This window comes from Pseudomonas sp. TH34, from assembly GCF_016650865.1.
In the GTDB taxonomy this organism is placed as follows: Bacteria; Pseudomonadota; Gammaproteobacteria; order Pseudomonadales; family Pseudomonadaceae; genus Aquipseudomonas; species Aquipseudomonas yamanorum.
Genome location: NZ_JAEKFB010000035.1, coordinates 304194 through 330831, shown reverse-complemented (window position 1 = coordinate 330831; position 26638 = coordinate 304194). Strand labels below are relative to the sequence as shown.

General features: G+C 62.5%; 22 protein-coding genes. 8 read left to right on the top strand and 14 right to left on the bottom strand.

The genetic code is table 11. From position 1 onward, the window contains the following. Positions 1-9 precede the first annotated feature (9 nt). The 7 genes from JFU58_RS30760 (at position 10) to hemE (ending at position 12251) form a co-directional block, all read left to right on the top strand. Positions 10-1347, top strand: coding sequence for a type IV pilus secretin PilQ (locus tag JFU58_RS30760; protein WP_201143112.1), 1338 nt, complete (start codon positions 10-12; stop codon positions 1345-1347). A 4-nt stretch (positions 1348-1351) separates the two neighbouring features. Continuing rightward, positions 1352-1870 carry a shikimate kinase AroK gene (gene aroK / locus JFU58_RS30755; RefSeq protein WP_003209345.1) on the top strand — a complete coding sequence of 173 codons (519 nt, stop codon included), beginning with the start codon at positions 1352-1354 and terminating at the stop codon, positions 1868-1870. Positions 1871-2017: 147 nt separating this feature from the next. Then, complete coding sequence (aroB, locus tag JFU58_RS30750; protein ID WP_003209346.1) at positions 2018-3118, top strand: 3-dehydroquinate synthase; 1101 nt, start codon at positions 2018-2020, stop codon at positions 3116-3118. Positions 3119-3128: 10 nt separating this feature from the next. Then, positions 3129-4694, top strand: a complete 1566-nt coding sequence (locus JFU58_RS30745) for an SPOR domain-containing protein (RefSeq protein ID WP_201143033.1) — start codon at positions 3129-3131, stop codon at positions 4692-4694. A gap of 350 nt (positions 4695-5044) precedes the next feature. Then, complete coding sequence (gene gltB, locus JFU58_RS30740; RefSeq protein ID WP_201143032.1) at positions 5045-9490, top strand: glutamate synthase large subunit; 4446 nt, start codon at positions 5045-5047, stop codon at positions 9488-9490. A 32-nt stretch (positions 9491-9522) separates the two neighbouring features. Continuing rightward, positions 9523-10941, top strand: coding sequence for an FAD-dependent oxidoreductase (locus tag JFU58_RS30735; protein WP_003209353.1), 1419 nt, complete (start codon positions 9523-9525; stop codon positions 10939-10941). A gap of 242 nt (positions 10942-11183) precedes the next feature. Continuing rightward, a complete protein-coding gene (hemE, locus tag JFU58_RS30730; RefSeq protein WP_177071096.1) occupies positions 11184-12251 on the top strand; it encodes a uroporphyrinogen decarboxylase in 1068 nt (355 codons plus the stop codon). Between the two features lie 53 nt (positions 12252-12304). On the opposite strand, the gene JFU58_RS30725 is transcribed toward hemE, so the two are convergent. Further along, a complete protein-coding gene (locus JFU58_RS30725; protein WP_374106748.1) occupies positions 12305-13522 on the bottom strand; it encodes an MFS transporter in 1218 nt (405 codons plus the stop codon). 181 nt (positions 13523-13703) lie between these two features. Between JFU58_RS30725 and JFU58_RS30720 the strand changes: the two genes are divergently transcribed. Further along, a complete protein-coding gene (locus JFU58_RS30720; protein ID WP_177025875.1) occupies positions 13704-14594 on the top strand; it encodes a LysR family transcriptional regulator in 891 nt (296 codons plus the stop codon). Positions 14595-14738: 144 nt separating this feature from the next. Here the strand turns inward: JFU58_RS30720 and JFU58_RS30715 are convergent, their stop codons facing one another. Genes JFU58_RS30715 through JFU58_RS30655 form a run of 13 tightly spaced genes read right to left on the bottom strand, consistent with a single transcriptional unit; the run spans position 14739 to position 26609 of the window. Continuing rightward, positions 14739-15188: a hypothetical protein gene (locus tag JFU58_RS30715; RefSeq protein ID WP_093202578.1), complete on the bottom strand. Its 450-nt coding sequence runs from the start codon at positions 15186-15188 to the stop codon at positions 14739-14741. A 26-nt stretch (positions 15189-15214) separates the two neighbouring features. Continuing rightward, entirely contained in the window at positions 15215-16441 is a 1227-nt protein-coding gene (locus JFU58_RS30710) for a beta-ketoacyl-ACP synthase (RefSeq protein WP_201143031.1), read from the bottom strand. After that, the gene (fabG, locus tag JFU58_RS30705; RefSeq protein WP_087692521.1) at positions 16441-17169 is read right to left on the bottom strand and encodes a 3-oxoacyl-ACP reductase FabG; all 729 of its coding nucleotides are present in this window, start codon (positions 17167-17169) and stop codon (positions 16441-16443) included. Before fabG ends, JFU58_RS30710 begins: the two co-directional genes overlap by 1 nt. Further along, positions 17166-17627 carry an ApeP family dehydratase gene (locus JFU58_RS30700; RefSeq protein WP_177047534.1) on the bottom strand — a complete coding sequence of 154 codons (462 nt, stop codon included), beginning with the start codon at positions 17625-17627 and terminating at the stop codon, positions 17166-17168. The genes fabG and JFU58_RS30700 overlap by 4 nt, the downstream gene beginning before the upstream one ends. Further along, positions 17624-18790 carry a beta-ketoacyl-[acyl-carrier-protein] synthase family protein gene (locus JFU58_RS30695; protein ID WP_201143030.1) on the bottom strand — a complete coding sequence of 389 codons (1167 nt, stop codon included), beginning with the start codon at positions 18788-18790 and terminating at the stop codon, positions 17624-17626. Before JFU58_RS30695 ends, JFU58_RS30700 begins: the two co-directional genes overlap by 4 nt. Continuing rightward, a complete protein-coding gene (locus JFU58_RS30690; protein ID WP_023659350.1) occupies positions 18787-19269 on the bottom strand; it encodes a hypothetical protein in 483 nt (160 codons plus the stop codon). The genes JFU58_RS30695 and JFU58_RS30690 overlap by 4 nt, the downstream gene beginning before the upstream one ends. Continuing rightward, positions 19266-20000 (bottom strand): class I SAM-dependent methyltransferase, encoded by a 735-nt coding sequence (locus JFU58_RS30685; RefSeq protein WP_003209370.1) that lies wholly within the window; start codon positions 19998-20000, stop codon positions 19266-19268. The genes JFU58_RS30690 and JFU58_RS30685 overlap by 4 nt, the downstream gene beginning before the upstream one ends. Then, on the bottom strand, positions 19997-22315 hold the full coding sequence (locus tag JFU58_RS30680) for an MMPL family transporter (protein ID WP_201143029.1): 2319 nt from the start codon (positions 22313-22315) through the stop codon (positions 19997-19999). The genes JFU58_RS30685 and JFU58_RS30680 overlap by 4 nt, the downstream gene beginning before the upstream one ends. Then, a complete protein-coding gene (locus JFU58_RS30675; RefSeq protein WP_242488353.1) occupies positions 22305-23003 on the bottom strand; it encodes an outer membrane lipoprotein carrier protein LolA in 699 nt (232 codons plus the stop codon). Before JFU58_RS30675 ends, JFU58_RS30680 begins: the two co-directional genes overlap by 11 nt. After that, positions 23000-23425: an acyl-CoA thioesterase gene (locus JFU58_RS30670; protein ID WP_063033454.1), complete on the bottom strand. Its 426-nt coding sequence runs from the start codon at positions 23423-23425 to the stop codon at positions 23000-23002. Before JFU58_RS30670 ends, JFU58_RS30675 begins: the two co-directional genes overlap by 4 nt. Next, complete coding sequence (locus JFU58_RS30665; RefSeq protein WP_063033453.1) at positions 23418-24959, bottom strand: HAL/PAL/TAL family ammonia-lyase; 1542 nt, start codon at positions 24957-24959, stop codon at positions 23418-23420. Before JFU58_RS30665 ends, JFU58_RS30670 begins: the two co-directional genes overlap by 8 nt. After that, positions 24943-25878, bottom strand: a complete 936-nt coding sequence (locus tag JFU58_RS30660; RefSeq protein ID WP_201143028.1) for an LpxL/LpxP family acyltransferase — start codon at positions 25876-25878, stop codon at positions 24943-24945. The genes JFU58_RS30665 and JFU58_RS30660 overlap by 17 nt, the downstream gene beginning before the upstream one ends. After that, a complete protein-coding gene (locus JFU58_RS30655) occupies positions 25875-26609 on the bottom strand; it encodes a glycosyltransferase family 2 protein (protein ID WP_177071101.1) in 735 nt (244 codons plus the stop codon). Before JFU58_RS30655 ends, JFU58_RS30660 begins: the two co-directional genes overlap by 4 nt. Between the last annotated feature and the right edge of the window lie 29 nt (positions 26610-26638).

Sequence of the window (26638 nt, the reverse complement as noted above, 5' to 3'; positions counted from 1 at the left end):
ACGGCACCGATGGTCATGGCTGTGCCCAATCGAATCGACCTGATTCACCTTCCGCCACCTGGCAATGCGCCCCTGAGTACCGAGCGCGTGGCATTTACCGGCGACAAGCTGTCCCTCAACTTCCAGAACATCGAGTTACGTGCGGTGCTGCAGCAGATTGCCGACGTCGCCGGCCTCAATCTGGTGGCCAGCGACGACGTGCAGGGGGCGATCACCCTGCGCCTCAAGGACGTGCCCTGGGACCAGGCCCTGGATCTTGTGCTGCAAACCAAGGGGCTGGACAAACGTGTGACGGCCAACGTACTGCTGGTGGCGCCTGCCGAGGAGTTGGCGGCCCGCGAGCTGCTGGTGCTGGAGTCGCGCAAGCAAATGACGGAGCTGGCCCCGTTGCGCCGTGAACTGCTGCAAGTGAATTATGCCAAGGCGTCGGACCTGGCCAAGCTGTTCCAGTCGGCCGTGGGCCTGGAAGGTGCAACCGATGAGCGCGGCTCGGTGGCGGTGGATGATCGCACCAACAACATCATCGCCTACCAGACCCAGGAGCGGCTGGAGGAGCTGCGTCGGATCGTGGCGCAACTGGATATTCCGGTAAGGCAGGTGATGATCGAGGCGCGGATTGTCGAGGCCAATGTGGATTACGACAAAAGCCTGGGGGTACGCTGGGGCGGGCAGATGAGTCGGGGTAACTGGGGCGCTGGCGGTATCAGGAAGCCGCTGGCCGAGGGCGTCGAGCCTCCCGAAAACCCGCCCAGCTCGCCGTTTGTAGATATGGGCACGGTCAACGGCAGCGCCGGCCTGGGGATCGCCTTTATCACCGACAACCTGCTGCTGGACCTGGAGCTGACCGCCATGGAAAAAACCGGCAACGGTGAAATCGTCTCGCAGCCCAAGGTCGTCACCTCCGATAAGGAAACCGCACGAATCCTCAAGGGCACCGAGATTCCCTATCAGGAATCCAGCTCCACCGGTGCTACCTCGGTGTCGTTCAAGGAAGCCTCGCTGTCACTGGAAGTGACGCCGCAAATCACACCGGACGGCTGGGTGAACATGGAGGTCAAGGTGACCAAGGACGAACCCGACTACCTGAACAAGCTCAACGATGTGCCGCCGATCAAGAAAAACGAGGTCAATGCCAAGGTGCTGGTCCAGGACGGGGAGACCATCGTGATTGGCGGAGTTTTCTCCAATACTCAAAGCAAAGTGGTAGATAAAGTGCCATTTTTGGGCGATGTGCCGTATCTTGGCCGCCTTTTCCGGCGGGATGTGGTTTCGGAGAAAAAATCCGAGCTGCTGGTATTCCTGACTCCGCGTATTATGAATAACCAGGCGATTGCTGTGAGTCGTTGATTCTGTGCGAAATTTGATTCTTGTAGGACCGATGGGGGCTGGAAAAAGCACCATCGGCCGTTTGCTGGCCAAAGAGCTGCGCCTGCCATTCAAAGACTCCGATAAGGAAATTGAATTGCGCACGGGTGCCAATATCCCGTGGATCTTCGATAAGGAAGGCGAACTGGGCTTTCGCGACCGCGAGCAGGCGATGATTGCCGAGCTGTGCGGTTGTGATGGCGTGGTATTGGCCACCGGCGGCGGCGCGGTGATGCGCGATGAGAATCGTCGGGCGCTGCACGCCGGCGGTCGCGTGGTTTATCTGCATGCTTCTGTCGAGCAGCAGGTGGGCCGCACCGCTCGCGATCGCAACCGCCCGTTGTTGCGTACCGCCGACCCGGCAAAAACCCTGCGGGACCTGCTGACGCTGCGCGACCCGCTGTATCGGGAAATCGCCGATCTGGTGGTGGAAACCGATGAGCGGCCGCCGCGAATGGTCGTTCTCGACATTCTTGAGCGCCTGGCACAGTTGCCGCCCCGTTAAAGCCAGAGCCGAAATGCGCTATCCTCGGCGGCGCGTCATGACCGTCCGAGTTGTGGCGTAGAGCCATCAGGCGACGTCAGATCCCGACGATGCCGACAACGTTAATGTAGGGCAGGACGCCTGCTTTCATCTTCAACGCGGGGACACATGCAGACACTTAAGGTCGATCTTGGCGAGCGCAGCTACCCGATCCATATTGGCGAAGGTTTGTTGGACCAGCCCGAGTTGCTCGCACCGCATATTGCCGGGCGGCAAGTGGCGATCATCTCCAATGAAACGGTCGCGCCGCTGTATCTTGAGCGTCTGAGCCGCAGCCTCGCGGCGTACTCGGTGATCTCGGTGGTGTTGCCCGACGGCGAGGCCTTCAAAACCTGGGAAACCCTGCAACTGATCTTTGATGGCCTGCTGACGGCCCGTCATGACCGTCGCACCACCGTGGTGGCGCTGGGCGGCGGCGTGATCGGCGACATGGCCGGCTTTGCGGCCGCCTGCTACCAGCGCGGCGTGGACTTTATCCAGGTGCCGACCACGTTGCTGTCCCAGGTCGATTCGTCGGTGGGCGGCAAGACCGGTATCAACCATCCGCTGGGCAAGAACATGGTCGGTGCGTTCTATCAGCCGAATGTCGTGCTGATCGACACTGCCACCCTCAATACCCTGCCGCCCCGCGAGCTGTCGGCAGGCTTGGCGGAAGTCATCAAGTACGGCCTGATCTGCGACGAGCCTTTCCTGACCTGGCTTGAAGAGCATGTCGACGCCCTGCGCGCCCTCGACCAGGTGGCGCTGACCGAAGCAATTTCCCGCTCCTGCGCTGCCAAGGCGTTGGTGGTAAATGCCGACGAGCGTGAGTCCGGTGTGCGCGCCACGTTGAACCTCGGCCACACCTTCGGCCATGCGATCGAGACTCACATGGGCTATGGTGTGTGGTTGCATGGAGAGGCCGTAGCGGCTGGCACGGTGATGGCATTGGAGATGTCGCAACGCCTGGGCTGGATCAGTGCCCAAGAGCGTGATCGCGGGATCCGCCTGTTCCAGCGCGCCGGGTTGCCGGTCATTCCTCCTGAAGAGATGACTGAGGCAGATTTTCTCGAACATATGGCAATAGACAAGAAAGTGATCGACGGTCGACTGCGACTGGTGCTGTTGCGCCGAATGGGCGAAGCGGTAGTGACCGACGATTATCCGAAAGAGATTTTACAGGCCACGCTGGGAGCGGATTACCGCGCCCTGGCCCAGCTTAAAGGTTAATAAGATCCCGATGACTAGTTTGCATGCCGACGAGGCGTTCCTCGGCCATTACCAGTTAAGCCACGACCCTTTTGCTCCACGGGTGCCTGGTTTCAAATTTTTCCCTGCACAACGCAAGCCGGTGCTCGGGCAGTTGCACCACCTCGCGCGCTACAGCCAGCTGTTGCTGGTGGTCACCGGCCCGTTGGGCAGCGGCAAGACCTTGCTGCGCCAGGCGCTGGTGGCCAGCACCAACAAGCAATCGGTGCAGAGCGTGGTGGTTTCCGCCCGTGGTGCCGGTGATGCGGCGGGCGTGTTGCGCCAAGTGGCCCAGGCCCTGGACGTGTCCACTGCCGAGCCGAATGCGATCCTCAAGCAAGTGGTGCAACTGGGCCTGACCGGCCAGGAAGTCTACCTGCTGGTGGATGACGCCGAGCAGCTCGACGAATCTGCCCTGGAAGCGTTGCTGGCCCTGGCGGCCGGTACGCCTGAAGGTCGTCCGCATGTGTTCCTGTTTGGCGAGTCTTCGCTGATTGCCGAACTTGAGCAGATCAGCGGCGAACAGGAACTGTTCCACGTCATCGAACTGCAGCCTTACGAAGAAGAAGAAACCCGCGAATACCTCGCCCAACGGCTGGAAGGCGCAGGGCAGGGCATCGAACTTTTCTCCGCTTCGCAGATCTCTGATATTCACGAAAGCTCCGACGGCTGGCCTGGCACCATCAACCAGGTTGCCCGCGATGCCATGATCGAAGCCATGATTGCCAGCCGCTCTGCGGTCAAGCGTCCAAAGATGGGGTTCACTATGCCTAAGAAGCACGTATTGGCAATTTCTGCCGTTGTCGTGGTCGCTGTCGCCGCCGCCTGGTTGATTCCAGGTCGCAACAAGGCCCCGACCACCGCTGGCGCGCCAACCGAACAGGCGCAGTTGCCACTGGGCAAGCCAACACCGAATGTTGAATTTGCCAACTCCGGCCAGCCCACCAATCTGCCGATGGTCGGCCAGCCTGTGATGCGTGGTCCATTGGCTGAAGCCGCTGGCGGTATCAGCGAAGGCGACGATGGCGTGCCGGTGGAAGGCTCCAGCGCCACGCCGCCGACCGTGACCACCACTGCGCCCCCTGCGGGCGTGCCTGCGGGTCAGCCAGCGGCCAAGCCTGCGCCGACGCCAGCGCCAGCGCCGGCCCAAGTCGCTACCGCCAAGCCAGCGCCTGTTGCGAAGCCAGTAGTCCCTGCGCCTGTGGCCAAGCCAGCGCCTGCCGCCAAGCCTGCTGAAAAACCGGTGACCGTGGCCAAGGCCGGCGCTACCGGCAGCAGCTGGTACACCAGCCAGCCTACCGGTAACTTCGTGGTGCAGATCCTGGGCACCAGCTCCGAAGCCAACGCCCAGGCGTTCGTGAAAGAGCAGGGCGGCGAGTACCGTTATTTCAAGAAAGTCCTCAACGGCAAGCCGCTCTACGTGATCACTTACGGCAACTTCTCCAGCCGTACAGCAGCGGAATCCGCTATCAAGGCCTTGCCAGCGAAGGTTCAGGCTGGTAAACCTTGGCCTCGCACTGTCGCCAGCGTTCAACAAGAACTGGCAACAACTCGCTGAAGATCCGGCGGCCTTACCCAGGCCGCCCTCTCGGCACCTCAAAAAAAACAACAAAGCGTGCAGCCCTGAAGGCCGCGCGCTTTGTGGTGTCTGCGTCACAGTAGCTTTTGAGTCGTAGCGGTCAGAATTAAAAAAGTTTTGACTAGCACAGCATATCGCTTTAAACCTTTCATAAATGCGACATAGATTTGCGACATTTCGTCGCTAAATTTGTGAGCGTCTGTGTCGGTGTGTACAATGACCTCCCTTTTGCCCCCGCTAAGCCGGCGTACGTTCGGCGTGGAAGGTAACCGGTTGAATTGAAAAGAAATTTGCCTCGAAATAAGAGGCAGCCTGGTGAGAAAGTGTCTATGAAAGCAGGTCTGTACCAACCCGATGAATTCAAGGATAACTGCGGTTTCGGCCTGATAGCCCATATGCAGGGCGAGCCCAGTCATACCCTTTTGCAAACGGCCATCGAGGCCCTGACCTGCATGACCCACCGCGGTGGGATCAACGCCGACGGCAAGACCGGTGACGGTTGCGGCTTGCTGATTCAAAAGCCCGACCAGTTCCTGCGCGCAGTCGCCAAGGAGCATTTCGGCGCCGATTTGCCCAAGCAGTACGCCGTGGGCATGGTGTTCTTCAACCAGGACCCGGTCAAAGCCGAAGCTGCTCGCGAGAACATGAACCGCGAGATTCTGGCCGCTGGCCTGCAACTTGTCGGCTGGCGCAAAGTGCCCATCGACACCAGCGTACTCGGCCGCCTGGCCCTGGAGCGCCTGCCGCAGATCGAACAAGTGTTCATCGCTGGCGATGGCTTGAGCGACCAGGACATGGCGATCAAGCTGTTCACATCGCGTCGTCGTTCGTCCGTGGCCAACGCCGCCGACACCGACCACTACATCTGCAGCTTTTCTCACAAGACCATCATTTATAAAGGCCTGATGATGCCGGCGGACTTGACCGCCTTCTATCCAGACCTGAGCGATGAGCGCCTGCAAACCGCAATCTGCGTGTTCCACCAGCGCTTCTCCACCAACACCCTGCCGAAATGGCCGCTGGCCCAGCCATTCCGCTTCCTCGCCCACAACGGCGAGATCAACACCATCACCGGCAACCGCAACTGGGCCGTGGCCCGTCGCACCAAGTTCGCCAACGACCTGATGGACCTGGAAGAGCTCGGCCCGCTGGTCAATCGCGTGGGTTCCGACTCATCCAGCATGGACAACATGCTCGAACTGATGGTCACCGGCGGCATCGACCTGTTCCGTGGCGTGCGCATGATCATTCCGCCAGCGTGGCAGAACGTTGAGACCATGGACCCCGACCTGCGGGCGTTCTATGAGTACAACTCGATGCACATGGAACCGTGGGACGGCCCGGCCGGCGTGGTAATGACCGACGGTCGCTACGCCGTGTGCCTGCTCGACCGTAACGGCCTGCGCCCGGCGCGTTGGGTGACCACCACCAACGGCTTTATCACCCTGGCGTCGGAAATCGGCGTGTGGAACTACAAGCCGGAAGACGTGATCGCCAAGGGCCGCGTCGGCCCGGGCCAGATCCTGGCTGTGGACACCGAAACCGGTCAGATCCTCGACACCGATGCTATCGACAACCGCTTGAAGTCCCGTCATCCGTACAAGCAATGGCTGCGCAAGAATGCCCTGCGCATCCAGGCGACCATGGAAGACAACGACCACGGCTCGGCTTTCTACGACGTCGACCAGCTCAAGCAGTACATGAAGATGTACCAGGTCACCTTCGAAGAACGTGACCAGGTGCTGCGCCCGTTGGGCGAGCAAGGCTATGAGGCCGTCGGCTCCATGGGCGATGACACGCCAATGGCCGTGCTGTCCCAGCGCGTGCGCACGCCGTACGACTATTTCCGCCAGCAGTTCGCTCAGGTGACCAACCCGCCGATCGACCCGCTGCGCGAAGCCATCGTGATGTCCCTGGAAGTGTGCCTCGGTGCCGAGCGCAACATTTTCCAGGAATCGCCTGAGCACGCTTCCCGCGTGATCCTCAGCTCGCCGGTGATTTCCCCGGCCAAATGGCGTTCGTTGATGACCCTGGACCGCCCGGGCTTCGACCGGCAGATCATCGACCTGAACTACGACGAGAGCCTCGGCCTTGAAGCCGCGGTGCGCAACGTCGCCGATCAGGCTGAAGAAGCCGTGCGCGCCGGCCGTACCCAGATCGTGCTGACCGACCGTCATACTGCCCCTGGCAAGCTGCCGATCCACGCCTCCCTGGCCACCGGCGCAGTGCACCATCGCCTGACCGAAAAAGGCCTGCGTTGCGACTCCAACATCCTGGTTGAAACCGCCACAGCCCGCGACCCGCATCACTTTGCGGTGTTGATCGGTTTCGGCGCTTCGGCGGTGTACCCGTTCCTTGCGTACGAAGTACTCGGCGACCTGATCCGTACCGGTGAAGTCCTGGGCGACCTCTACGAGGTGTTCAAGAACTACCGTAAAGGCATCACCAAGGGCCTGCTGAAGATCCTGTCGAAGATGGGCATCTCCACCGTCACGTCGTACCGTGGCGCACAGCTGTTCGAAGCCATCGGCCTGTCGGAAGAAGTCTGCGACATGAGCTTCCGTGGCGTGCCGAGCCGCATCAAGGGCGCGCGTTTCGTCGACATCGAAGCCGAGCAGAAAGCCCTGGCAGCCGAAGCCTGGAGCGCGCGCAAGCCGATCCAGCAAGGCGGCCTGCTGAAGTTCGTCCACGGTGGCGAATACCACGCCTACAACCCGGACGTGGTCAGCACCCTGCAAGCTGCCGTGCAGCAGGGCGACTACGCCAAGTTCAAGGAATACACCGCGCTGGTGGATAACCGTCCGGTGTCGATGATCCGTGACCTGTTCAAGGTGAAAACCCTGGACACGCCGCTGGCCATCAGCGAGATCGAACCACTGGAATCGATCCTCAAGCGTTTCGACTCCGCCGGTATTTCCCTGGGCGCCTTGTCGCCTGAGGCTCACGAAGCCCTGGCCGAAGCCATGAACCGCCTGGGTGCGCGTTCCAACTCCGGCGAAGGCGGTGAAGACCCGGCGCGCTACGGCACCATCAAGAGCTCGAAAATCAAGCAGGTCGCTACTGGCCGTTTTGGTGTAACCCCGGAATACCTGGTCAACGCCGAAGTGCTGCAGATCAAGGTCGCCCAAGGCGCCAAGCCGGGTGAAGGCGGGCAACTGCCAGGCGGCAAGGTCAATGGCCTGATCGCCAAGCTGCGCTATGCAGTGCCGGGCGTGACCCTGATTTCGCCGCCGCCGCACCACGACATCTACTCCATTGAGGATTTGTCGCAGCTGATTTTCGACTTGAAACAAGTCAACCCGCAGGCCCTGGTCTCGGTGAAGCTGGTCGCAGAAGCCGGCGTGGGCACCATCGCCGCCGGCGTGGCCAAGGCCTATGCCGACCTGATCACCATCTCCGGCTACGACGGCGGCACCGGCGCTTCGCCGCTGACCTCCATCAAGTACGCCGGTGCGCCGTGGGAACTGGGCCTGGCTGAAACGCACCAGACCCTGCGCGGCAACGACCTGCGCGGCAAAGTCCGGGTGCAAACCGACGGTGGCCTGAAAACCGGCCTCGACGTGATCAAGGCCGCGATCCTCGGCGCCGAAAGCTTCGGCTTCGGCACCGCGCCCATGATCGCCCTGGGCTGCAAATACCTGCGCATCTGCCACCTGAACAACTGCGCCACCGGCGTGGCGACCCAGAACGAGAAGCTGCGCAAGGACCACTACATCGGTACCGTCGACATGGTGGTGAATTTCTTCACCTACGTTGCCGAAGAAACCCGTGAGTGGCTGGCCAAGCTGGGCGTGCGTTCCCTGGAAGAGCTGATCGGCCGTACCGACCTGCTGGACATCCTTGAAGGCCAGACTGCCAAGCAACAGCATCTGGACCTGACGCCGCTGTTGGGCAGCGATCACATCCCGGCCGACAAGCCACAGTTCTGCCAGGTTGACCGCAACCCGCCGTTCGACAAGGGCCTGCTGGCCGAGAAGATGGTCGAGATGGCCAGCTCCTCGATCAACGACGCAAGCGGCGGCGAATTCGCCCTGGATATCTGCAACTGCGACCGTTCCATCGGCGCACGCATCTCCGGCGAAATCGCGCGCAAGCACGGCAACCAGGGCATGGCCAAGGCGCCGATCACCTTCCGCTTCAAGGGCACCGCTGGCCAGAGCTTCGGCGTGTGGAACGCCGGTGGCCTGAACATGTACCTCGAAGGCGACGCCAACGACTACGTGGGCAAGGGCATGACCGGCGGCAAACTGGTGATCGTTCCGCCAGTCGGCAGCGTCTACAAGACTCAAGACAGCGCCATCATCGGCAACACCTGCCTGTACGGCGCAACCGGCGGCAAGCTGTTTGCAGCCGGCACGGCCGGTGAGCGGTTCGCAGTGCGTAACTCCGGTGCCCACACCGTGGTTGAAGGCACGGGCGATCACTGCTGCGAGTACATGACCGGTGGTTTTGTCGCGGTGCTGGGCAAGACTGGCTACAACTTCGGTTCGGGCATGACCGGCGGTTTCGCCTACGTGCTGGACCAGGACAACACCTTCGTCGACAAGGTGAACCACGAGTTGGTGGAGATCCAGCGGATCAGCGGCGAAGCGATGGAATCCTATCGCAACCACTTGCAGCATGTGCTGGACGAATACGTCGAGGAAACCAACAGCGAATGGGGTCGTAACCTCGCTGAAAACCTCGATGACTACCTGCGTCGTTTCTGGCTGGTCAAGCCCAAGGCTGCCAACCTGAAATCGTTGCTTTCCAGCATCCGTGCCAACCCGCAGTGATATGCGCCTGAAGAGTTTGATGAGGTTTTAACATGGCTGAACGTCTGAATAACGACTTCCAGTTCATCGATGTCGGGCGCAAAGATCCGAAGAAGAAACTGTTGCGTCAACGCAAGAAAGAGTTCGTGGAAATCTACGAACCCTTCAAACCCCAGCACTCGGCCGACCAGGCCCACCGCTGCCTGGGTTGCGGTAACCCGTATTGCGAATGGAAGTGCCCGGTGCACAACTTCATTCCGAACTGGCTGAAGCTGGTGGCCGAGGGCAACATCCTCGCCGCCGCCGAGCTGTCGCACCAGACCAACACCTTGCCGGAAGTGTGCGGCCGGGTGTGCCCGCAGGATCGTCTGTGCGAGGGTGCGTGCACCCTCAACGACGGCTTCGGCGCGGTGACCATCGGTTCGGTGGAGAAGTACATCACCGACACCGCGTTCGCCATGGGCTGGCGCCCGGACATGTCCAAGGTCAAGCCGACCGGCAAGCGCGTCGCGATCATCGGCGCGGGCCCTGCGGGCCTGGGCTGTGCCGACGTGCTGGTACGTGGCGGCGTAACCCCGGTGGTGTTCGACAAGAACCCGGAAATCGGCGGTCTGCTGACCTTCGGCATCCCCGAGTTCAAGCTGGAAAAAACCGTACTGAGCCATCGTCGCGAAGTCTTCACCGGCATGGGTATCGAGTTCCGCCTCAATACCGAAATCGGCAAGGACGTGACCATGGAGCAACTGCTTGAAGAATACGATGCCGTGTTCATGGGCATGGGCACCTACACCTACATGAAGGGCGGCTTTGCCGGTGAGGACCTGCCGGGCGTGTACGACGCTTTGGACTTCCTGATCGCCAACGTCAACCGCAACCTGGGCTTTGAAAAGTCGCCGGAAGATTTCGTCGACATGAAAGGCAAGAAGGTCGTGGTGCTGGGCGGTGGTGACACCGCGATGGACTGCAACCGTACTTCGATTCGCCAGGGTGCCAAGTCGGTGACCTGTGCCTACCGTCGTGACGAAGCCAACATGCCGGGCTCGCGCAAAGAGGTTAAGAACGCCAAGGAAGAAGGCGTGAAATTCCTCTACAACCGCCAGCCGATCGCTATCGTTGGCGAGGACCGTGTCGAAGGCGTGAAAGTGGTCGAGACCCGTCTTGGCGAACCGGACGCCCGTGGCCGTCGCAGCCCTGAGCCGATCCCGGGTTCCGAAGAGATCATCCCGGCAGACGCCGTGGTCATCGCCTTCGGTTTCCGCCCAAGCCCGGCGCCGTGGTTCGAGCAGTTCGAGATCCAGACCGACAGCCAGGGCCGCGTTGTAGCCCCGGAACAAGGCCAGTACAAACACCAGACCAGCAACCCGAAAATCTTCGCCGGTGGCGACATGGTGCGCGGTTCTGACCTGGTAGTGACGGCCATCTTCGAAGGCCGCAACGCCGCCGAAGGTATCCTGGATTACCTGCAGGTCTGACCCCGATCCCGGATTGAAATGGGATCAAAATGTGGGAGCGGGCTTGCTCGCGAATGCGGTATATCAGTCACCAGATGTGTTGGCTGACCCACCGCTTTCGCGAGCAAGCCCGCTCCCACATTTGTTTTGTGGTGCTTTCATATCCGCGACAAATTGACCCGATAGACAAAAGGCACGGCTCTTGCCGTGCCTTTTGCGTCGCGCTCTGAGAAAATGCCCGCACTTTTTTTGCGGATGCCGACATGACTGCCCTCAAGAACGACCGTTTCCTTCGTGCCCTGCTCAAGCAACCCGTGGACGTCACCCCTGTGTGGATGATGCGCCAGGCCGGTCGCTACCTGCCGGAATACCGCGCCAGTCGCGCCCACGCCGGCGACTTCATGAGCCTGTGCATGAACCCGGAGTTCGCCTGCGAAGTCACGATGCAACCACTGGACCGCTATCCACAGCTGGATGCGGCCATCCTGTTCTCCGATATCCTGACCATCCCTGACGCCATGGGCCAAGGCCTGTACTTCGAAACCGGCGAAGGCCCGCGTTTCAAGAAAGTCGTCAGCACCCTGGCCGATATCGAAGCCCTGCCGATCCCCGATCCCCACAAGGACCTGGGCTACGTCATGGACGCGGTCAGCACTATCCGCCGCGAGCTGAACGGCCGCGTGCCGCTGATCGGCTTCTCCGGCAGCCCGTGGACCCTGGCCACCTACATGGTCGAAGGCGGCTCGTCGAAAGACTTCCGCAAGACCAAGGCCATGCTCTACGACAACCCGCAAGCCATGCACCTGTTGCTGGACAAGCTGGCACAGTCGGTTACCTCCTACCTCAACGGCCAGATCATGGCCGGCGCCCAAGCGGTGCAGATCTTCGATACCTGGGGCGGCAACCTGTCGGCGGCGGCGTACCAGGAATTCTCCCTGGCCTACATGCGCAAAATCGTCAGCGGCCTGATCCGCGAACACGAAGGCCGCAAAGTGCCGGTCATTCTGTTCACCAAGGGCGGCGGCCTGTGGCTGGAAAGTATCGCCGACGCCGGCGCCGACGCGCTCGGCCTGGACTGGACCTGCGACATCGGCGAAGCCCGTCGCCGCGTGGGCAGCAAGGTCGCGCTGCAAGGCAACATGGACCCAACCGTGCTGTACGCCAAGCCGGAAGCCATCCGCACTGAAGTGGGCCGCATCCTCGCCAGCTACGGCAAAGGCAGCGGTCACGTATTCAACCTCGGCCATGGCATCACCCCGGAAGTTGATCCAGAGCACGCAGGCGCGTTCCTGCGGGCTGTGCATGAGTTGTCGGCGCAGTATCACGAGTGATCGAGCGGCAATGAAAAAGCCCGGCAGATGCCGGGCTTTTTTGTGAGCGGTGTTTAAGCCTTAGCTTCCTGCAACGGTGGCAACTTCGCCAGCTTTAACGCCACCAGCAACGCGACGATCAACAGCGCGACGATAAACCCGCCAATTCCGTTCCACCCGGCGTAGTGCCAGAAGAAACCACCCGCCGTCCCCGCAATACTCGACCCGACGTAATAACTGAACAGGTACAGCGACGACGCCTGGCCCTTGGCTTTCAGTGCGCGGCGGCCGATCCAACTGCTGGCCACCGAGTGGGCGCCAAAGAAGCCGAAGGTGAAGATCAGCATGCCTGGCACTACCAGCCACAGCGGGGTAAACAGCGTCAGGGCGATGCCGCCGAGCATCAGCACGATGGTGCCCCAGAGCACGCGGCGACGGCCCAGGCGGTCGGCCAGGGAGCCGATTTTCGCCGAGCTGTAGATACCCGAGAGGTAGACCAGCGACAGCAGGCCTACCACGGCCTGGCTCAAATCGTACGGGTCAGCCAGCAAGCGGTAGCCGATGTAGTTGAACATCGTCACAAAGGCGCCCATCAGCACGAAGGCTTCGAGGAACAGCCACGGCAGGCCGGCGTCCTTGAAGTGCATGGTGAAGCCGTCCACCAGGCTGCGCGGGTGCAGGGTGCTGGCGCGGAAGTTGCGCGATTCGGGGAGGATCTTCCAGAACACCGTGGCCGCGATCAGTGCCAGGGCGCCGATGATCAGCATCGCCGTGTGCCAGCTGACGAAGTCGATCAGCACGCCGATGATCAAGCGCCCGCTCATGCCACCGATGGCGTTACCGCCGATATACAGGCCCATGGCGAGGCCTATGTGTTGCGGGTGGATCTCTTCGCTCAGGTAGGTCATGGCCACCGCTGCCAGGCCGCTGAGGGACAGGCCCACCAGTGCGCGCATCAGCAGGATGCCTTCCCAGGTCGGCATCAGGCCGCTGGCGATGGTGCACAGTGCGGCGCAGAACAGCGCGGCAACCATGACCGGCTTGCGCCCAAAGGTGTCGGAAATCGGCCCGGTGATCAGCAGGCCAATGGCGAGCATGCCGGTGGCCACCGAGAGGATCAGGCTGCTTTGTGCGGCATTGATGGAAAATTCGTGGGACAGCGCCGGCATCATCGGCTGTACGCAGTAGAGCAAGGCAAAGGTGGCGAAACCGCCGGAAAACAGCGCCAGCACCGTGCGCATGAACATCGGGGTGCCTTTTTCGATGTACTGCTCGTTGAGCTGTGCCACCACTTCATCGAGGGCGGTAGGCGGTACTTCTTGAGCAAGCGGAGCGACAGCAGATTTCACGCGGGACCTCGGGGAGGAAAGACTGCCAGGGCTGGCAATGCAAAAAAGAATATAGCTCGCTAATGATTCTTTCCAATATATTGTTCGACCTGTTTAAGAGCTTTTACGACCTAATGAGGTTTTCATGGAATTGCGCCACCTGCGTTACTTCATCGCCGTGGCTGAAGAGCTGCACTTTGGCCGCGCCGCGCAAGTGCTGGGCATCTCCCAGCCGCCGCTGAGCCAGCAGATCCAGGCGCTGGAGCAGGAGATTGGGGCGCGGTTGTTCGAGCGTACCAATCGTCGGGTCGAGCTGAGCGAGGCGGGCCGGTTGTTCCTGCAAGAGGCGCGGTTGGTGCTGGCGCAGGTGGATAAAGCGGCGGATGTGGCGCGTCGGGCGCAGTTGGGGGAGCTGGGGGAGTTGAAGATTGGCTTCACTTCTTCCGCGCCGTTCAACTCCAGCATCCCACAGGCGATCTTCGCGTTTCGCCAGGCGTTCCCGGCGGTGCATCTGAATTTGCAGGAGATGAGCAGCACGGAAGTTGCCGAGTCGCTGGTGGATGAGTCGATACAGGTGGGGTTGATGCGGCCACTACCGTTGGCTGATTCGCTGAGCGTCGTGGAACTGATGCGCGAGCCCTTGGTGGCCGTGCTGAACGCCGGGCATCCGTTGGTGGAGGGCAGTGAGCGTGGTTTACACCTGGTGCAATTGGCTGAAGAGCCGTTTGTATTTTTCCCGCGGACTTATGGCAGCGGCTTGTATGCCCAGTTGCTGAACCTGGCGCGCGATGCCGGCTTCAGCCCGCACTTCGCCCAAGAGGCCGGGGAGGCAATGACCATCATCGGCCTGGTGGCGGCGGGGTTAGGTGTTTCGGTGTTGCCTGCGTCGTATCAGCGGATACGCATTGATGGCGTGGTGTATCGCACGCTTTTGGATCAGGAAGCGGTGACGGCGGTGTGGCTGGTGCAGCGTAAGGGTCAGCAGACGCCGATGGCCAAGGCGTTTGTCGAGTTGCTTGTGGCGAGGGGGCAGTAGGCCAAGCCGAGCGAAGTGTAGGAGCTGTCGAGCTTTAGCGAGGCTGCGATGGCGTCGGCACTGTCAGCAGTGTGTTGCCTGACCTACCGCTATCGCAGCCTCGCTAAAGCTCGACAGCTCCCACACTTCGTCGTTTCTGGCCTGTCAGTTCTGTTTCGAAGTCCCGGTCTGCTGGAACAACTGCGCGGCAGACCCGTTGTCACTCACACCATTGGTGCGCAACGCCGCCAGGATGTCCCGGTCCAGCATGCTCACCCAACGGTTGTAGTTGCGGTGGATCTTGCCGTCCTTGTAGCCCAGGTCGCGGCTGTCGCGGTAGGTGATGGCGTAGCTGGTGGCCGTGTAGCGGATGTCGATTTCAGCGTGGAATTTGTTGCGCACGTTGATCTCGGCCTGCACCAGCTGCGGGCTCAGGCGTTGCACGACCCATTCGCGTTTGTTCAGGGCTGCAACGATGGTCTGCTTCATTTTTTCTTCGTTGACCTGCGGGTTCGCCGGCAAGTCGTGCTGGGGGTTGAGCACCGGTTTATTGGTGCAGCCAGCGGTGGTGAGCAGGGCCAAAGCGACCAGTGTTGCGCGTAGCAGGGAAGACATTCCATTTCTCCAGTCAGTAAAAAAACTTACACCCAGCGGCGGAAAATCAGCGAAGTGTTGACGCCGCCAAAGGCAAAATTGTTGTTCATCACGTAGTCGTTGTGCAGCTCGCGGAACTCACCTTGCAGGTAGTCCAGCTCACCGCAGCGCGGGTCGACCTCGTCGAGGTTGAAGGTGTGCACGTATTGGTCGCTGTTCATCATTTCGATGCTGAACCACGACTCCAACGCGCCGCATGCGCCCAGGGTATGCCCAAGGAAACTCTTCTGCGAACTGATGGGCATGCGGTTGCCGAACAGGCTGTTGGTGGCCAGGGTTTCGGCGATGTCGCCCTGGTCGGTGGCGGTGCCATGGCCGTTCACATAGCCGATGGCGTCGGGCGAAAGCCCGGCATCTTCCAGGGCCAACTCCATGGCGCGGCGCATGGTGGCCTGTTCCGGGCGAGTGGTGTGCTGGCCGTCGGCGTTGCTGCCGAAACCGACGATCTCCGCGTGGATGTGCGCGCCGCGGGCCAGTGCATGTTCCAGCTCTTCGAGCACCAGGATGCCGCCGCCTTCGCCAATCACCAGGCCGTCGCGGCCACTGTCGTAGGGACGCGGGCTGGTTTGTGGTGCATCGTTTTTCAGGCTTGTGGCGTACAGCGCATCGAACACCATGGCTTCGGTAGGGCACAGCTCTTCGGCGCCACCTGCCAACATCAGCGGCAGGCGGCCGAACTTGATGGCTTCATAGGCGTAGCCGATGCCCTGGCTGCCGCTGGTGCACGCGCTGGACGTGGGGATCAGCCGGCCGGTGAGGCCGAAGAAGATGCTGATGTTTGCTGCCGTGGTATGGGGCATCATGCGCACGTAGGAGTTGGCGTTCAGCCCCTCGGCCACCGAGTTCAGCAGCATATTGCCGAAGGCCTTGATCTCGTCGGTGCTGCCGGTGGACGAGCCACAGGCCACGCCCATGCGCCCGTCCTTGATCGACTCGTCGCCCAGCAAGCCGGCGTCTTTCAGCGCCTGTTCCGCCGCCCATACCGCCAGCCGGGACACCCGGCCCATGCTGCGCAGTTGCTTGCGGGTCCAGTGGGCGGGCACCACGAAATCATCAATCGGCCCGGCCAGCCGTGTGTTCAGTTCGGTGAAGCGCTCCCACTCGTCCATGCGCCGGATGCCGCTGCGGTTGGCGCGGAAGTTGGCGGCGATGGTTGCCCAATCGCTGCCCAGGGACGTAACGCCGGCCATGCCGGTGACCACCACGCGTTTCATCAGCACAGGCCTCCATTCACGGCCAGCACTTGGCGGGTGATGTAGCCGGCTTCCGCCGACATCAGGAAATTCACCGCCCCGGCGACTTCTTCCGGAGTGCCCATGCGCTGGGCCGGGATCATTTTCATCAGCTCTTCCACCGGTACGTTTTCATCGAGCATCGCGGTGTCGATCAGCCCGGGGGCCACGCAGTTGACGGTGATCTTGCGCTTGCCCAGCTCGATGGCCAGGGCCTTGGCGGCGCCGATCAGGCCGGCCTTGGACGCGCTGTAGTTGACCTGGCCGCGGTTGCCGATCAGCCCGGATACCGAGGTGATGCACACGATCCGCCCGGCGGCGCGACGACGAATCATCGGCATCATCACCGGGTGCAGCACGTTGTAGAAACCGTCGAGGTTGGTGCGCATCACCACGTCCCAATCGTCTTCCGACAGCGCTGGAAACGCGCCATCGCGCGTCAGGCCCGCATTGAGCACCACGCCGTAATACGCGCCATGGGCTTCCACGTCGGCTTCAAGGATCTCCTTGCAGCTGGCGCGGTCCGCCACATCGAATTGCAACACCCGGGCCTTGCGCCCCAGCGCTTCGATTTCGACCTGCACCGCATCCGCCTCGGCACGCCCGCTGCGGCAGTGCAGCACGATGTCGTGCCCGGCCTGGGCCAGGCGCACAGCGATAGCGCGGCCGATGCCACGGCTGGAGCCGGTCACCAATACGGATTCAGTCATGGCGTGGTGTCCTTCGATTCATCTAAATAGTTGGCCGCCTGGGGCGGTCGAAATACGTTCAAGCGCGCGCTGGCCTGGATGCCGTCGCCGGTGAGGTGGCATTCGAACACACCCATGCCGTTGTCGTCTTCCAGGGAGCGCAGGCCGTGGATGGTCAGCTCGGTGCCGGCGGGAAAGTGCTCGACGTTGCACTCAAACTTGCGCGTGCCCAGCAGGAAGCCCAACTCCACGGCTTCACCTTTCTGGCGCGCACGGCAACCGGCGTAGGCCGCGACGCTTTGCGCCATCAACTCAACGCCGACCCACGCAGGCAGGCTGCCATCGGCGCGGTTGAAAAGACCGCCGGGCTTGACCGTCAGGCGGGTCTGGATCTGTTCTTCATCAAAGCTCAAGACCTGATCGATCAGGATCATGTCACCGGCGTGGGGCAGCAGTTCGGCGAGCGGCCAATCAGTCATGGGGCGTCTCCGATAATCAGGCTGACGTTGTTGCCGCCGAAGGCAAACGAGTTGCTCATCAGGCAGCGTTTTTCCAGGGCGTCGCCGGGCGACGCCCACTTCAGTACGGGCAGGTCGGGGTCCGCCTGGCCATCCCAGACATGCGGCGGCACTATGCCTTCTGCCAGGCTCAGCCAGCAGAACGCCGCTTCCAGCGCGCCGGCGGCGCCCAGGGTGTGGCCGGTCATGGGTTTGGTCGAGGAGCAGGCTACGCCGTCCGGGAACAGGGCCGCGACCGCCAGGCTTTCCATGGCATCGTTATGTTGGGTAGCGGTGCCGTGCAGGTTCAGGTAACCGATTTGTCCGGGCGCCAGTTGTGCGCTGGCCAGGGCCTTGCGCATCGCTTGCAACGCACCCTTGCCGGTAGGCTCGGGGGCGGAAATATGGTGGGCGTCGCAACTGGCGCCACTGCCCAGCAGTGCGAACGGCGCCGGGGTTTTGCTCATCAGGAACAGCACGGCGGCTTCGCCGATATTGATGCCGTTGCGGTTCAGCGAAAACGGATTGCAGCGCTCTGCCGAAACCGCCTCCAGCGACGAAAAACCATTGAGGGTCAGCTTGCACAGTGTGTCGACGCCACCGCAGATCACCGCATCGCACACGCCCAGGTCCAACAGGCGTTGGGCACTCATCAGCGCTCGTGCGCTGGAGGTGCAGGCGGTGGAAATCACGTAGGCCGGGCCGCTCAGTTGCAGCCAGTCGGCGAGGAAATCGGCCGGGGCGCCAAGCGCCTGTTGCTGATAGTCGTAGTCGGCGGGGAACTGGTTTTCCCGCAGATAGTGGGCGATGCCACGGCTGGCTTCATCGATGCCCGAGGTGCTGGTGCCGAGCACGATGCCAATGCGCGACGCGCCGAACGTCTGGATCGCTTGCCGGATCTCGTCGTCAATCTGCAACGCGGCTTCCAGCAGCAACTGGTTATTGCGGCTGCGATGGGATTCCAGCCCGGGCGGTATCGCCGCCAGTTCACCGTGCACAGCGGCCACCGGCAACACACGCTCCGGCACCCAGCCGCTTTCGGCGCGCATGCCGGAGCAGTCGCCGGCAAACAGGCTGCGGCTGACTTCGCGCTTGTCGCGGCCCAGGGCGCAGATCACGCCGAGGGCATTGAGGTAGGCGCTCATCGGGCAGCCCCTAGCGGCGAGATGTGGTAGGTCAGGTGTTGCCCGATCACGTCCACGCGAAACACCAGGGAGGAGTGATAGGTGATCTTCCAGTGGGACGGCAGGGTGCGGATCAGGTCCATTTCCTGGGTCCCGGGGTACAGCCTGGAAACTTCATCCGCCGAGGTCAGGGCGAACAACAGCGCGGCAAACAGTTCACGCGCCTGGGGATTGGGCGGCAGCAGACCGTCGGCCTGCCAGGCGCCATTGATCAGCATCTGCCGAGCCTGGGGAATGCCCAGCGGGTCCATCATCGACCAGCGAATCCCGCCGCCTTCGCGCTGCATCACCAGCAACCAGTCCTGGCGTTGGCCATCCTGTTCGCGCTGCACATGCAGTTGCAACGGCAGGCTCAGCACCGGGTTTTTCGACGGCAACGGCGGCTGGCTGGCGCACGCGCCCAGCAGCAACAGGCAGCCGATCAACAGCATTCGGATCATGTTTCAGCGCTCGCCAGAGGTTTGCGGGCAACCACGTTGACCAGGGTTTCTTCGCGCTGGCCGGCCGGTTTTGGCTGGCGCAGGCCCCAGCGCTCAAGCAGGCCGAAGTCGGTGGCGCGGCTCCACCACAGGTACGGGTACGAGACGTTCTGCGGGCCGAACTCAAAGCCCTGCTCGCGAATCATCTCAAGGTACTCCTCGGCGCTTTTCTGCACATGCATCGGGTGACGAAACAGCCAGCGAATGACCCAGGTGTCGATATAGGCCTCGGTGGATTCGGCAAACAGCAGGTAGCCGCCCGGCTTGAGCACGCGATAGAACTCTTTCAGGGCGCGATGTTGTTCTACCAGATGATGGAAAGTCTGGTGACAGAACAGCACATCGACACTGGCGTCGGCCACGTCGAGGGTCGCGCAATCGCTGCCGATCAACTCGATGGCGATGCCCTGGCGCGCGGCTTCGGCGCGGCTCAGGTCGAGGCTGTGGGGGTCGGCGTCGAGGCCGATCAGGCGTTCGGGGGCGAACACCTGCTGCAGGTACTGGAACGACTTGCCCTGGCCGCAACCAGCGTCCAGCAGCACCGGGGCAACCGGCAGCGGGTCGCTGAACAGGCTGCGCAGGTCGTTGATGGCCACGCGCAGCACATGGTGCTGCCAGGTGTGGCTGCGCAGGAACCAGAAGCCGAATTTGGTTTCTTCGACGTAGTTTTTACTCAGGTATTGGCTGCTCATCTCATCTTCCTTGTCCCGGACGGGCTGGCCCACGGCGCCAGCATGAAGCTGAACGCCAGCCCCAGGCTCACCGACAGCCCAAAATTACTCACCGCCGGTGTGCTGGAAATAGCCAGCAGGCCGAACGATAGCCAAGTAGTCACGGCCGCCAACAGTGTGCCCAACAGGCTCACGGCGGCGCCGCCAATTTGTTCACGCATCAGGATCGCGTAGTCGACGCTGATGGCGGTCACCAGCAGCAGGCCGAACAGGCTGAACAACGTCAGCGGCTGCCCCAGCCAACCGAGGCTGGCCAGGCTGCACAGCGCCGCCAGCAACGGCAGGGCAACAATGCGCAGGGCGCCGCCGAAGCCGAACGGCAGGATCAGCAACAGTACGATCAACACGCACGACATCAATTTCAATTCGGCGGCGCTGATTTGCGTTGCGGCAAACACCTGGTTCAAGTCGCCCAGGCGGTCCACCAACTGCACGCCGGGCAAATCCAGGGCCTGTACCCGCAGCAAGGCCGGATTGTTCAACCCTTGCAGGCTCACCATCGCTGCCACACCACCGTCGACATTCCCCAGCCACAGCGTGCGCCACGGCTCAGCCAGCGGGCCGACCAGCGCTGCGTCGATGTCTTCGGTGGGCAGTGACTGCAACTGGGCCAACTCGGCTTGCAGCGCGGCGGCCGGTACGCCGAGGTCCAGCAATGGCTGCCAGTACTGCGGCAGTTGGTTCAAGGCTTCACGCAGCTGTTGTTGCTCAGCCGGCGGGCTGACCAACTGGTTGAGCGCGAGGTAACCCTGGAGCTTGTCCATGTTCACTAACTGATCCAGACGCTGACTCAGCGCGGCCTGGCGCTCCAGCAATTGCGGTTGATTGTCCGCCCGTACCAGAAAGAACTGGCTGGTGGGCTGGAACCCGGTAATCCGCGCAACGGCCTGGGCTTCCTGCAGCAACTGCGGCGGCGCACCGATCCACTGGCGGATATCGTTTTTGCTGTTCAGGTGCCATAGGCCGCCTGCGCAAAACACCAACACCAGTACCAATAACACCGGACTGGGCAGGCGCTTGAGCAGCGACTCGCGCACGCTCAGCAGAAACTCGGCAATGCGCAGCGGCCATTGGGCCGGACGCAGTTCTACGCCCTTGAGCAAGGCCGGCAGCAGGCATACGGCGGACAGGTAGGCGCCCACGAGGCCCGCCGCCGAGAACACCGCGATTTGCGTCAGCGCCGGGAACGGCGTCCACGCCAGCGCCAGGTAACCGATGCAACTGGTGGCCAGGCTCAGGCTCAAGCCCGGCAAGGTCAGGCGCAAGGCCGGCCAGCTGCGCCAAGGGCTCATGCTCCAGCTCTTGGACAGGTAATGCAGCGGGTAATCCACCGCCACGCCGATCAGGCTCGAACCCAGCACCAGCGTGATCACATGCATATGCCCGAACAGCGCCACACAGGCCACCGCACCAAACAACATGCCCACCAGCACCGGCACAAACGCCAACAGCACACGCCAGCGGCGGAATGCCAACAGCAGCAATAACAGGATCCCGGCAGTCGCGCCGCCGCCGACCCAGGTGATTTCCCGCGTCGCCTGCTGCTGACCATTGGCCGCGTACAACAGGCCGCTGGCCGCGAGCAATTGCGCACCTTGCTGGTCGGCCTGCTCGCGGCTGGCCTTGAGTAGATCAGCCACTTGCAGCGGCAGTTTCATGTCGAAGGCATTACCCGTGGTGCGGGCCCGCAGCAGCACCCAGCTTTTGCCGTCGGCGTCGGCGATCAACGCGCCGCTGCCGATATCCAACTGCACCGAACCGTGCTGCGGCTGGCTGTTCTGGATACGCCCGGTGAGGCCCAGCCAATCGTCCTGGCTCGGCACCAGGCTGAAGCCGGTGAACGGGTCGAACAGCGCCTGAACCCGTTGCTGGATAAACGCCTGGGGCTCGTCGATCAGTTGCTCGCGGTCCTTGGCCGAGAGCATCGCCAGCCGGCCTTGCAGCAACTGCTGACGCAGGGCCGGCAGGTCGGCTTGCAGGTTCCACTGGACCTTCTCAAACAGGCCGCTGGCTTGCCAGGCTTCGCCCAATTGCGTCGCCATGGCCACGGCTTTTTGCCGGTCGGCATGCCCCACCAGCACCAGTATTTCGCGGTTCAGAGGTTCCTGCATGCGTTGTTCGGCGCGCAGCTCCAGCGCATCCGGCGCGGTACCGGGCACCAGTTCCATCAGGTTCGCCGACAGCGGCGCGCCATGGCGCCATTGCCAACCCGCCAGGGCCAACACGGCCATTAGCAGGATCAGGAACAGGCGCGGCAACCAGCGTTCACTCGGCAAAGTCGTGTTGCTCCGCGTCGCTCAAGGGTTGGCTGCTGGTGCTGTCCTGCATGCGCAGTACGGTGCTGTCGCCCTGGGTTTCCAGCAGCTCGATTTTTTGCACCAGCTCGCCGCCGTCGATATTGATCTGGGTGAACACCTGCTTGAGCAGCAGCGAGCGCGGGATCAACGTGAGTTTCCACTGCGTGGTTTCGCCTTGCAGCTGCAGTTCGAAGTCACGCTGCAAGCCGCTGCTGTCGCCCTGCAACACGGCGAGGAACAAACGGTTCTGCTCGGCACCGGCACTCTTGTTCGGCAGCAATTGCCAGCCGTTGGCGTCACGCCGGGCGATGCCGGTGGCGCTGATGCGGTAGTCCTGTTGCAGCGGGGTTTTCAGCAGCCAGAGCAAGCCGTGGTCCTTGGCCAGGACGAAGGTGCCCTTGCTGGTCAGCGGCTGCGGCAGGGCGCGCAAGTGTTTTTCCTGGATGAAGTTGCCGTGGATCACCGTTGGCTTTGCAAGCTGATCGCTGAGTTGTTGCAGGTCGAAGGCGTGGGCCAGGCCTGGAATGCCCAACAACAGGATTAGCGCGGTCCTTGTGGGAGCGAGCTTGCTCGCGAAGAACCTGAGGGCGCCGAGAAGTGTCAGGCGTCTCGCGTTATCGTTGACGACCATCGCGGGCAAGCCCGCTCCCACAGGGTTGTGTGTCATGACAGCGCCCTCTCGACTGCGTCGACAAATACTTTCGGCGATGCCAACTGCATTTCGCGACTGGCAATTTCCACCGCCACCTGCACGGTGCTGGCGCGAGTCAGACGCTCACCGGTGGCCTTGTCGCTGATCAGGTAATTGACCTTCAAGCGGTTCTCCCACTCCACCAGGCTGGCGCGTACGTTGATGGTCTGGCCGAAGGTTGCACCGCGCACATAGCGCAGCTGCATATCGATCACCGGCCAGGCATAACCCGCTTCCAGCATCGCCGTGTAGTTGTGGCCGAGCTTGTCCAGCAGGGCGCAGCGGGCGACTTCCAGGTACTTCACGTAGTGCCCGTGCCACACCACGTTCATGGTGTCGATGTCGAAAAACGGCACGAGGATTTCAGTGTCGCAGTGCAACACGCCGGGGCTACGCATGCAGCCTCCAGTGTTGCTCGGCAATACGCTTGAGGCACAGGCGCAGTTCGCCTTCCAGGGCGCGGTCTTCGATGACCGGCGGGAAGTCTTTGGCCAGCTCGATGTGCATGGCGGCCAGCGCTGGGGGCAGCGGGCGCGCGTCTTCAACCTGGGCCCGCAGCCATACGCCCTGGTTGGCGGCGAGCAAGGTGGCGGCGGCGACTTGTTCGGTCAGTTCCAGCACACGAATCGCATCGCGGGCGGCGATGGTGCCCATGCTCACCTTGTCCTGGTTGTGGCACTCGGTGGAGCGCGAGAACACGCTGGCCGGCATGGTGTTTTTCAGCGCTTCGGCGGTCCAGGCGCTGGTGCCGATCTGCACGGCCTTGAAGCCGTGGTTGATCATCGCCCGCTCGGCTGGCGCACCGGACAAATTGCTCGGCAGGCCGTGGTTGTAGCGCACGTCCACCAGCAGGGCGAGCTGGCGGTCCAGCAGATCGGCGACGTTGGCCACCAGGGTCTTGAGGCTGTCCATGGCGAAGGCGATGTGGCCGCCGTAGAAGTGGCCACCGTGCAGCACGCGCTCTTCTTCCGCGTCGATGATCGGGTTGTCGTTGGCGCTGTTGAGTTCGATCTCGATGAACGAACGCAGCCAGTTCAGGCTGTCGGCCAACACGCCCAAGACGTGGGGCGCGCAGCGCAGCGAGTAACGGTCTTGCAGGCGATGCAGCGGCGCGGTCGGTGCGTCGATGGCCAGGTCCTTGCGCAGCCAGGCGGCAACTTGCATCTGCCCTGGGTGCGGCTTGGCGGCAAACAGGCGCTCGTCGAAATGCTCCGGGTTGCCTTGCAGCGCCACCACGTTCAGCGCGGTGATGCGCGTGGCCAGTTGCAGCAGGTAGTCGGCACGGGCGAAGGCCAGGCAGGCGAGGCCAGTCATCACGGCGGTGCCGTTCATCAATGCGAGGGCTTCTTTCGGGCGCAATACCAGCGGGTCCCAACCCAGCTCGCGGTGTACGTCGGCGGCCTGGCGACGTTCGCCACGGAACAGCACTTCGCGCTCGCCGGACAAGGTCGCGGCCACGTAGGACAGCGGCGTCAAATCACCGCTGGCGCCCACCGAGCCTTCTTCCGGAATCAGCGGCAGTACGTCGAATTCCAGGAACGCATGCAGACGTTCCAGCAACTCCACGCGCACGCCAGAAACGCCGTGGCACAGCGACTGCAACCGCGCCGCCAGCACCGCGCGGGTGGCTTGCGCGTCCAGCAACTTGCCCAGTCCGCAGCCGTGGAACGTGTAGAGGTGGCGGGGCAGCGCTTCGACGTGCTCCAGCGGCACCGCCACCACGCACGAGTCGCCATAGCCGGTGGTGACGCCGTAGATCACGCCTTCCTTGTCCAGCAACGAATCGAGGAACTGCGCGCCCTTGGCGATACGCTGGCGGTACTTGGCATCGTCTTGCAATTGAGTCGGCGCCTGACGGTTGGCCAGGGCCAGCACGTCTTCGATGCGCAGGGGGAGTTCGCCGAAGGTTACCGGCTCAAGATGCGTCGTCATCGGTCTTCCAGAAAGGGTAAAAGTTGAACCATTGTTGGGGCGCTTCCAGGCAGAACTGGCCCAGGCGCTCGGCGTAGCGGGCGGTCCATTGCGCGATCACCTGCTGGCGATCGCTGCGTTTCCATTCGATCAACCGGGCGAACGGCTCGATGATCAGGCGATAACGGCCTTGATGCTTCAAGCACATCAGCAGGTTGACCGGGCATTTCAGCAGGCCGGCCAGCAGCCATGGGCCTTGGGGGAAGGCGGCGTCATGGCCGAGGAAATCCACGCGCACCGTACGCCCGCCATGCAGCGGTACGCGGTCGCCGGCAATTGCCAGCCACTCGCCGTCGTCCAGGCGCTGGCTGAGCATCATCATTACCGCCGGGTCGAGTTCGCTCACTTGAATCAGGCGCAAATTGGTCGCCCCGGCTTCGCCCAATATGCGGTTGAAGCGTTCGGCGTGCTTGGTGTGCACCAGCACGTTCATGGTGACCTTTTCGCCGAGCTCGGCGAGGGCGCGGCACACTTCAAGGTTGCCCAGGTGCGCGCCCACCAGCATCTGCCCGCGCTCGCTGCGCAACTGGCCACGCAGTTGAGCTGGGTCGATGATTTCGATCTGCCCCAGGCGCAACTTGCCGTTCCATACGTCGAGCTTGTCCAGTAGGGCGTCGGCGAACGCCATGAACTGGCCGAAGACCCTTCGGTGGGTAGGGCGCAGGTCGTCGCGCTGGCTCCAGTCGGCCAGGCGCTGCTGGTACTGCCAGGCGCTTTGGCGGGCCGTGCGGCCGAACAGAAAGAAGTAGAAAACGATGCCGTAGAGCAGCGGGCTCAGCAGCCGGCGCCCGAGGACCTTGGCGGCGAAGGCGGTGAATTTCATCAGCCAGAAGCTGCCGCGTTCCTCGCGGTCGGCCCAGTGCTTGGTGTCCTGGGTCATGCCTGCCACCGGCGCCAGAGGATCATCGGCGCGCGCACCAACATGCCGAAGAACAGCCGGGTGTGCATCGAGGAAATCAGCGCGTTGTCGTGGAACAGGCGAAAGTGCGACAGGCCGTCGGCGGGGTAGTGCACCTTGGTCGGCAGCCAGCGCATCGGCTGGTTGCGCCAGGCCAGGCGCACCAGAATGTCGGAGTCGAAATCCATGCGTTTGCCGATGTTGGCCGAGTCCATCAAGGCCAGGGTCGGTGGCAGCGGGTACACGCGAAAGCCGCACATGGAGTCGCGAATTTGCAGCGACAAGGTATTGATCCACACCCACACGTGGGTCAGGTAGCGCGCGTAAAGGCGACCCTTGGGCACGCTGTCGTCGTATTCCGGATAGCCACAGATCACTGCATTCGGGTGGGCGCGGGAGGCATCGAGGAAGGTGCTGACTTCCCGCAGGTCGTGCTGGCCGTCGGCGTCCACTTGCAGGGCATGGGTGAAGCCCAGGCGCGCGGCTTCGCGAAAGCCGGCCATGACGGCCGCGCCTTTGCCCTGGTTGGTGGGCAGGGTCAGCAGGGACACGTTGTCGAGGGTTGCCAGTTGCGTCAGCACGGCGGCGCAGGCGGCGCTGCTGCCGTCGTCCACCAGCAGGCACGGCAGGCCGCTGTCCAGCACGGTACGGACCACGGCGGGCACAGCGGCTTCGTGGTTGTAGACCGGGATCAGGGCGCAAGGGTTATGCATAACAGGCACCCCCTCGCCACAACAGAAGC

What these genes read in the sequence shown, in the direction of transcription:
- JFU58_RS30760 (WP_201143112.1), top strand. Translation starts at nt 10, where the DNA reads ATGGTCATGGCTGTGCCCAATCGAATCGACCTGATTCACCTTCCGCCA.
- aroB (WP_003209346.1), top strand. Translation starts at nt 2,018, where the DNA reads ATGCAGACACTTAAGGTCGATCTTGGCGAGCGCAGCTACCCGATCCAT.
- JFU58_RS30745 (WP_201143033.1), top strand. Translation starts at nt 3,129, where the DNA reads ATGACTAGTTTGCATGCCGACGAGGCGTTCCTCGGCCATTACCAGTTA.
- gltB (WP_201143032.1), top strand. Translation starts at nt 5,045, where the DNA reads ATGAAAGCAGGTCTGTACCAACCCGATGAATTCAAGGATAACTGCGGT.
- JFU58_RS30735 (WP_003209353.1), top strand. Translation starts at nt 9,523, where the DNA reads ATGGCTGAACGTCTGAATAACGACTTCCAGTTCATCGATGTCGGGCGC.
- hemE (WP_177071096.1), top strand. Translation starts at nt 11,184, where the DNA reads ATGACTGCCCTCAAGAACGACCGTTTCCTTCGTGCCCTGCTCAAGCAA.
- JFU58_RS30720 (WP_177025875.1), top strand. Translation starts at nt 13,704, where the DNA reads ATGGAATTGCGCCACCTGCGTTACTTCATCGCCGTGGCTGAAGAGCTG.
- JFU58_RS30715 (WP_093202578.1), bottom strand. Translation starts at nt 15,188, where the DNA reads ATGTCTTCCCTGCTACGCGCAACACTGGTCGCTTTGGCCCTGCTCACC.
- JFU58_RS30710 (WP_201143031.1), bottom strand. Translation starts at nt 16,441, where the DNA reads ATGAAACGCGTGGTGGTCACCGGCATGGCCGGCGTTACGTCCCTGGGC.
- fabG (WP_087692521.1), bottom strand. Translation starts at nt 17,169, where the DNA reads ATGACTGAATCCGTATTGGTGACCGGCTCCAGCCGTGGCATCGGCCGC.
- JFU58_RS30700 (WP_177047534.1), bottom strand. Translation starts at nt 17,627, where the DNA reads ATGACTGATTGGCCGCTCGCCGAACTGCTGCCCCACGCCGGTGACATG.
- JFU58_RS30695 (WP_201143030.1), bottom strand. Translation starts at nt 18,790, where the DNA reads ATGAGCGCCTACCTCAATGCCCTCGGCGTGATCTGCGCCCTGGGCCGC.
- JFU58_RS30690 (WP_023659350.1), bottom strand. Translation starts at nt 19,269, where the DNA reads ATGATCCGAATGCTGTTGATCGGCTGCCTGTTGCTGCTGGGCGCGTGC.
- JFU58_RS30685 (WP_003209370.1), bottom strand. Translation starts at nt 20,000, where the DNA reads ATGAGCAGCCAATACCTGAGTAAAAACTACGTCGAAGAAACCAAATTC.
- JFU58_RS30675 (WP_242488353.1), bottom strand. Translation starts at nt 23,003, where the DNA reads ATGACACACAACCCTGTGGGAGCGGGCTTGCCCGCGATGGTCGTCAAC.
- JFU58_RS30670 (WP_063033454.1), bottom strand. Translation starts at nt 23,425, where the DNA reads ATGCGTAGCCCCGGCGTGTTGCACTGCGACACTGAAATCCTCGTGCCG.
- JFU58_RS30665 (WP_063033453.1), bottom strand. Translation starts at nt 24,959, where the DNA reads ATGACGACGCATCTTGAGCCGGTAACCTTCGGCGAACTCCCCCTGCGC.
- JFU58_RS30660 (WP_201143028.1), bottom strand. Translation starts at nt 25,878, where the DNA reads ATGACCCAGGACACCAAGCACTGGGCCGACCGCGAGGAACGCGGCAGC.
- JFU58_RS30655 (WP_177071101.1), bottom strand. Translation starts at nt 26,609, where the DNA reads ATGCATAACCCTTGCGCCCTGATCCCGGTCTACAACCACGAAGCCGCT.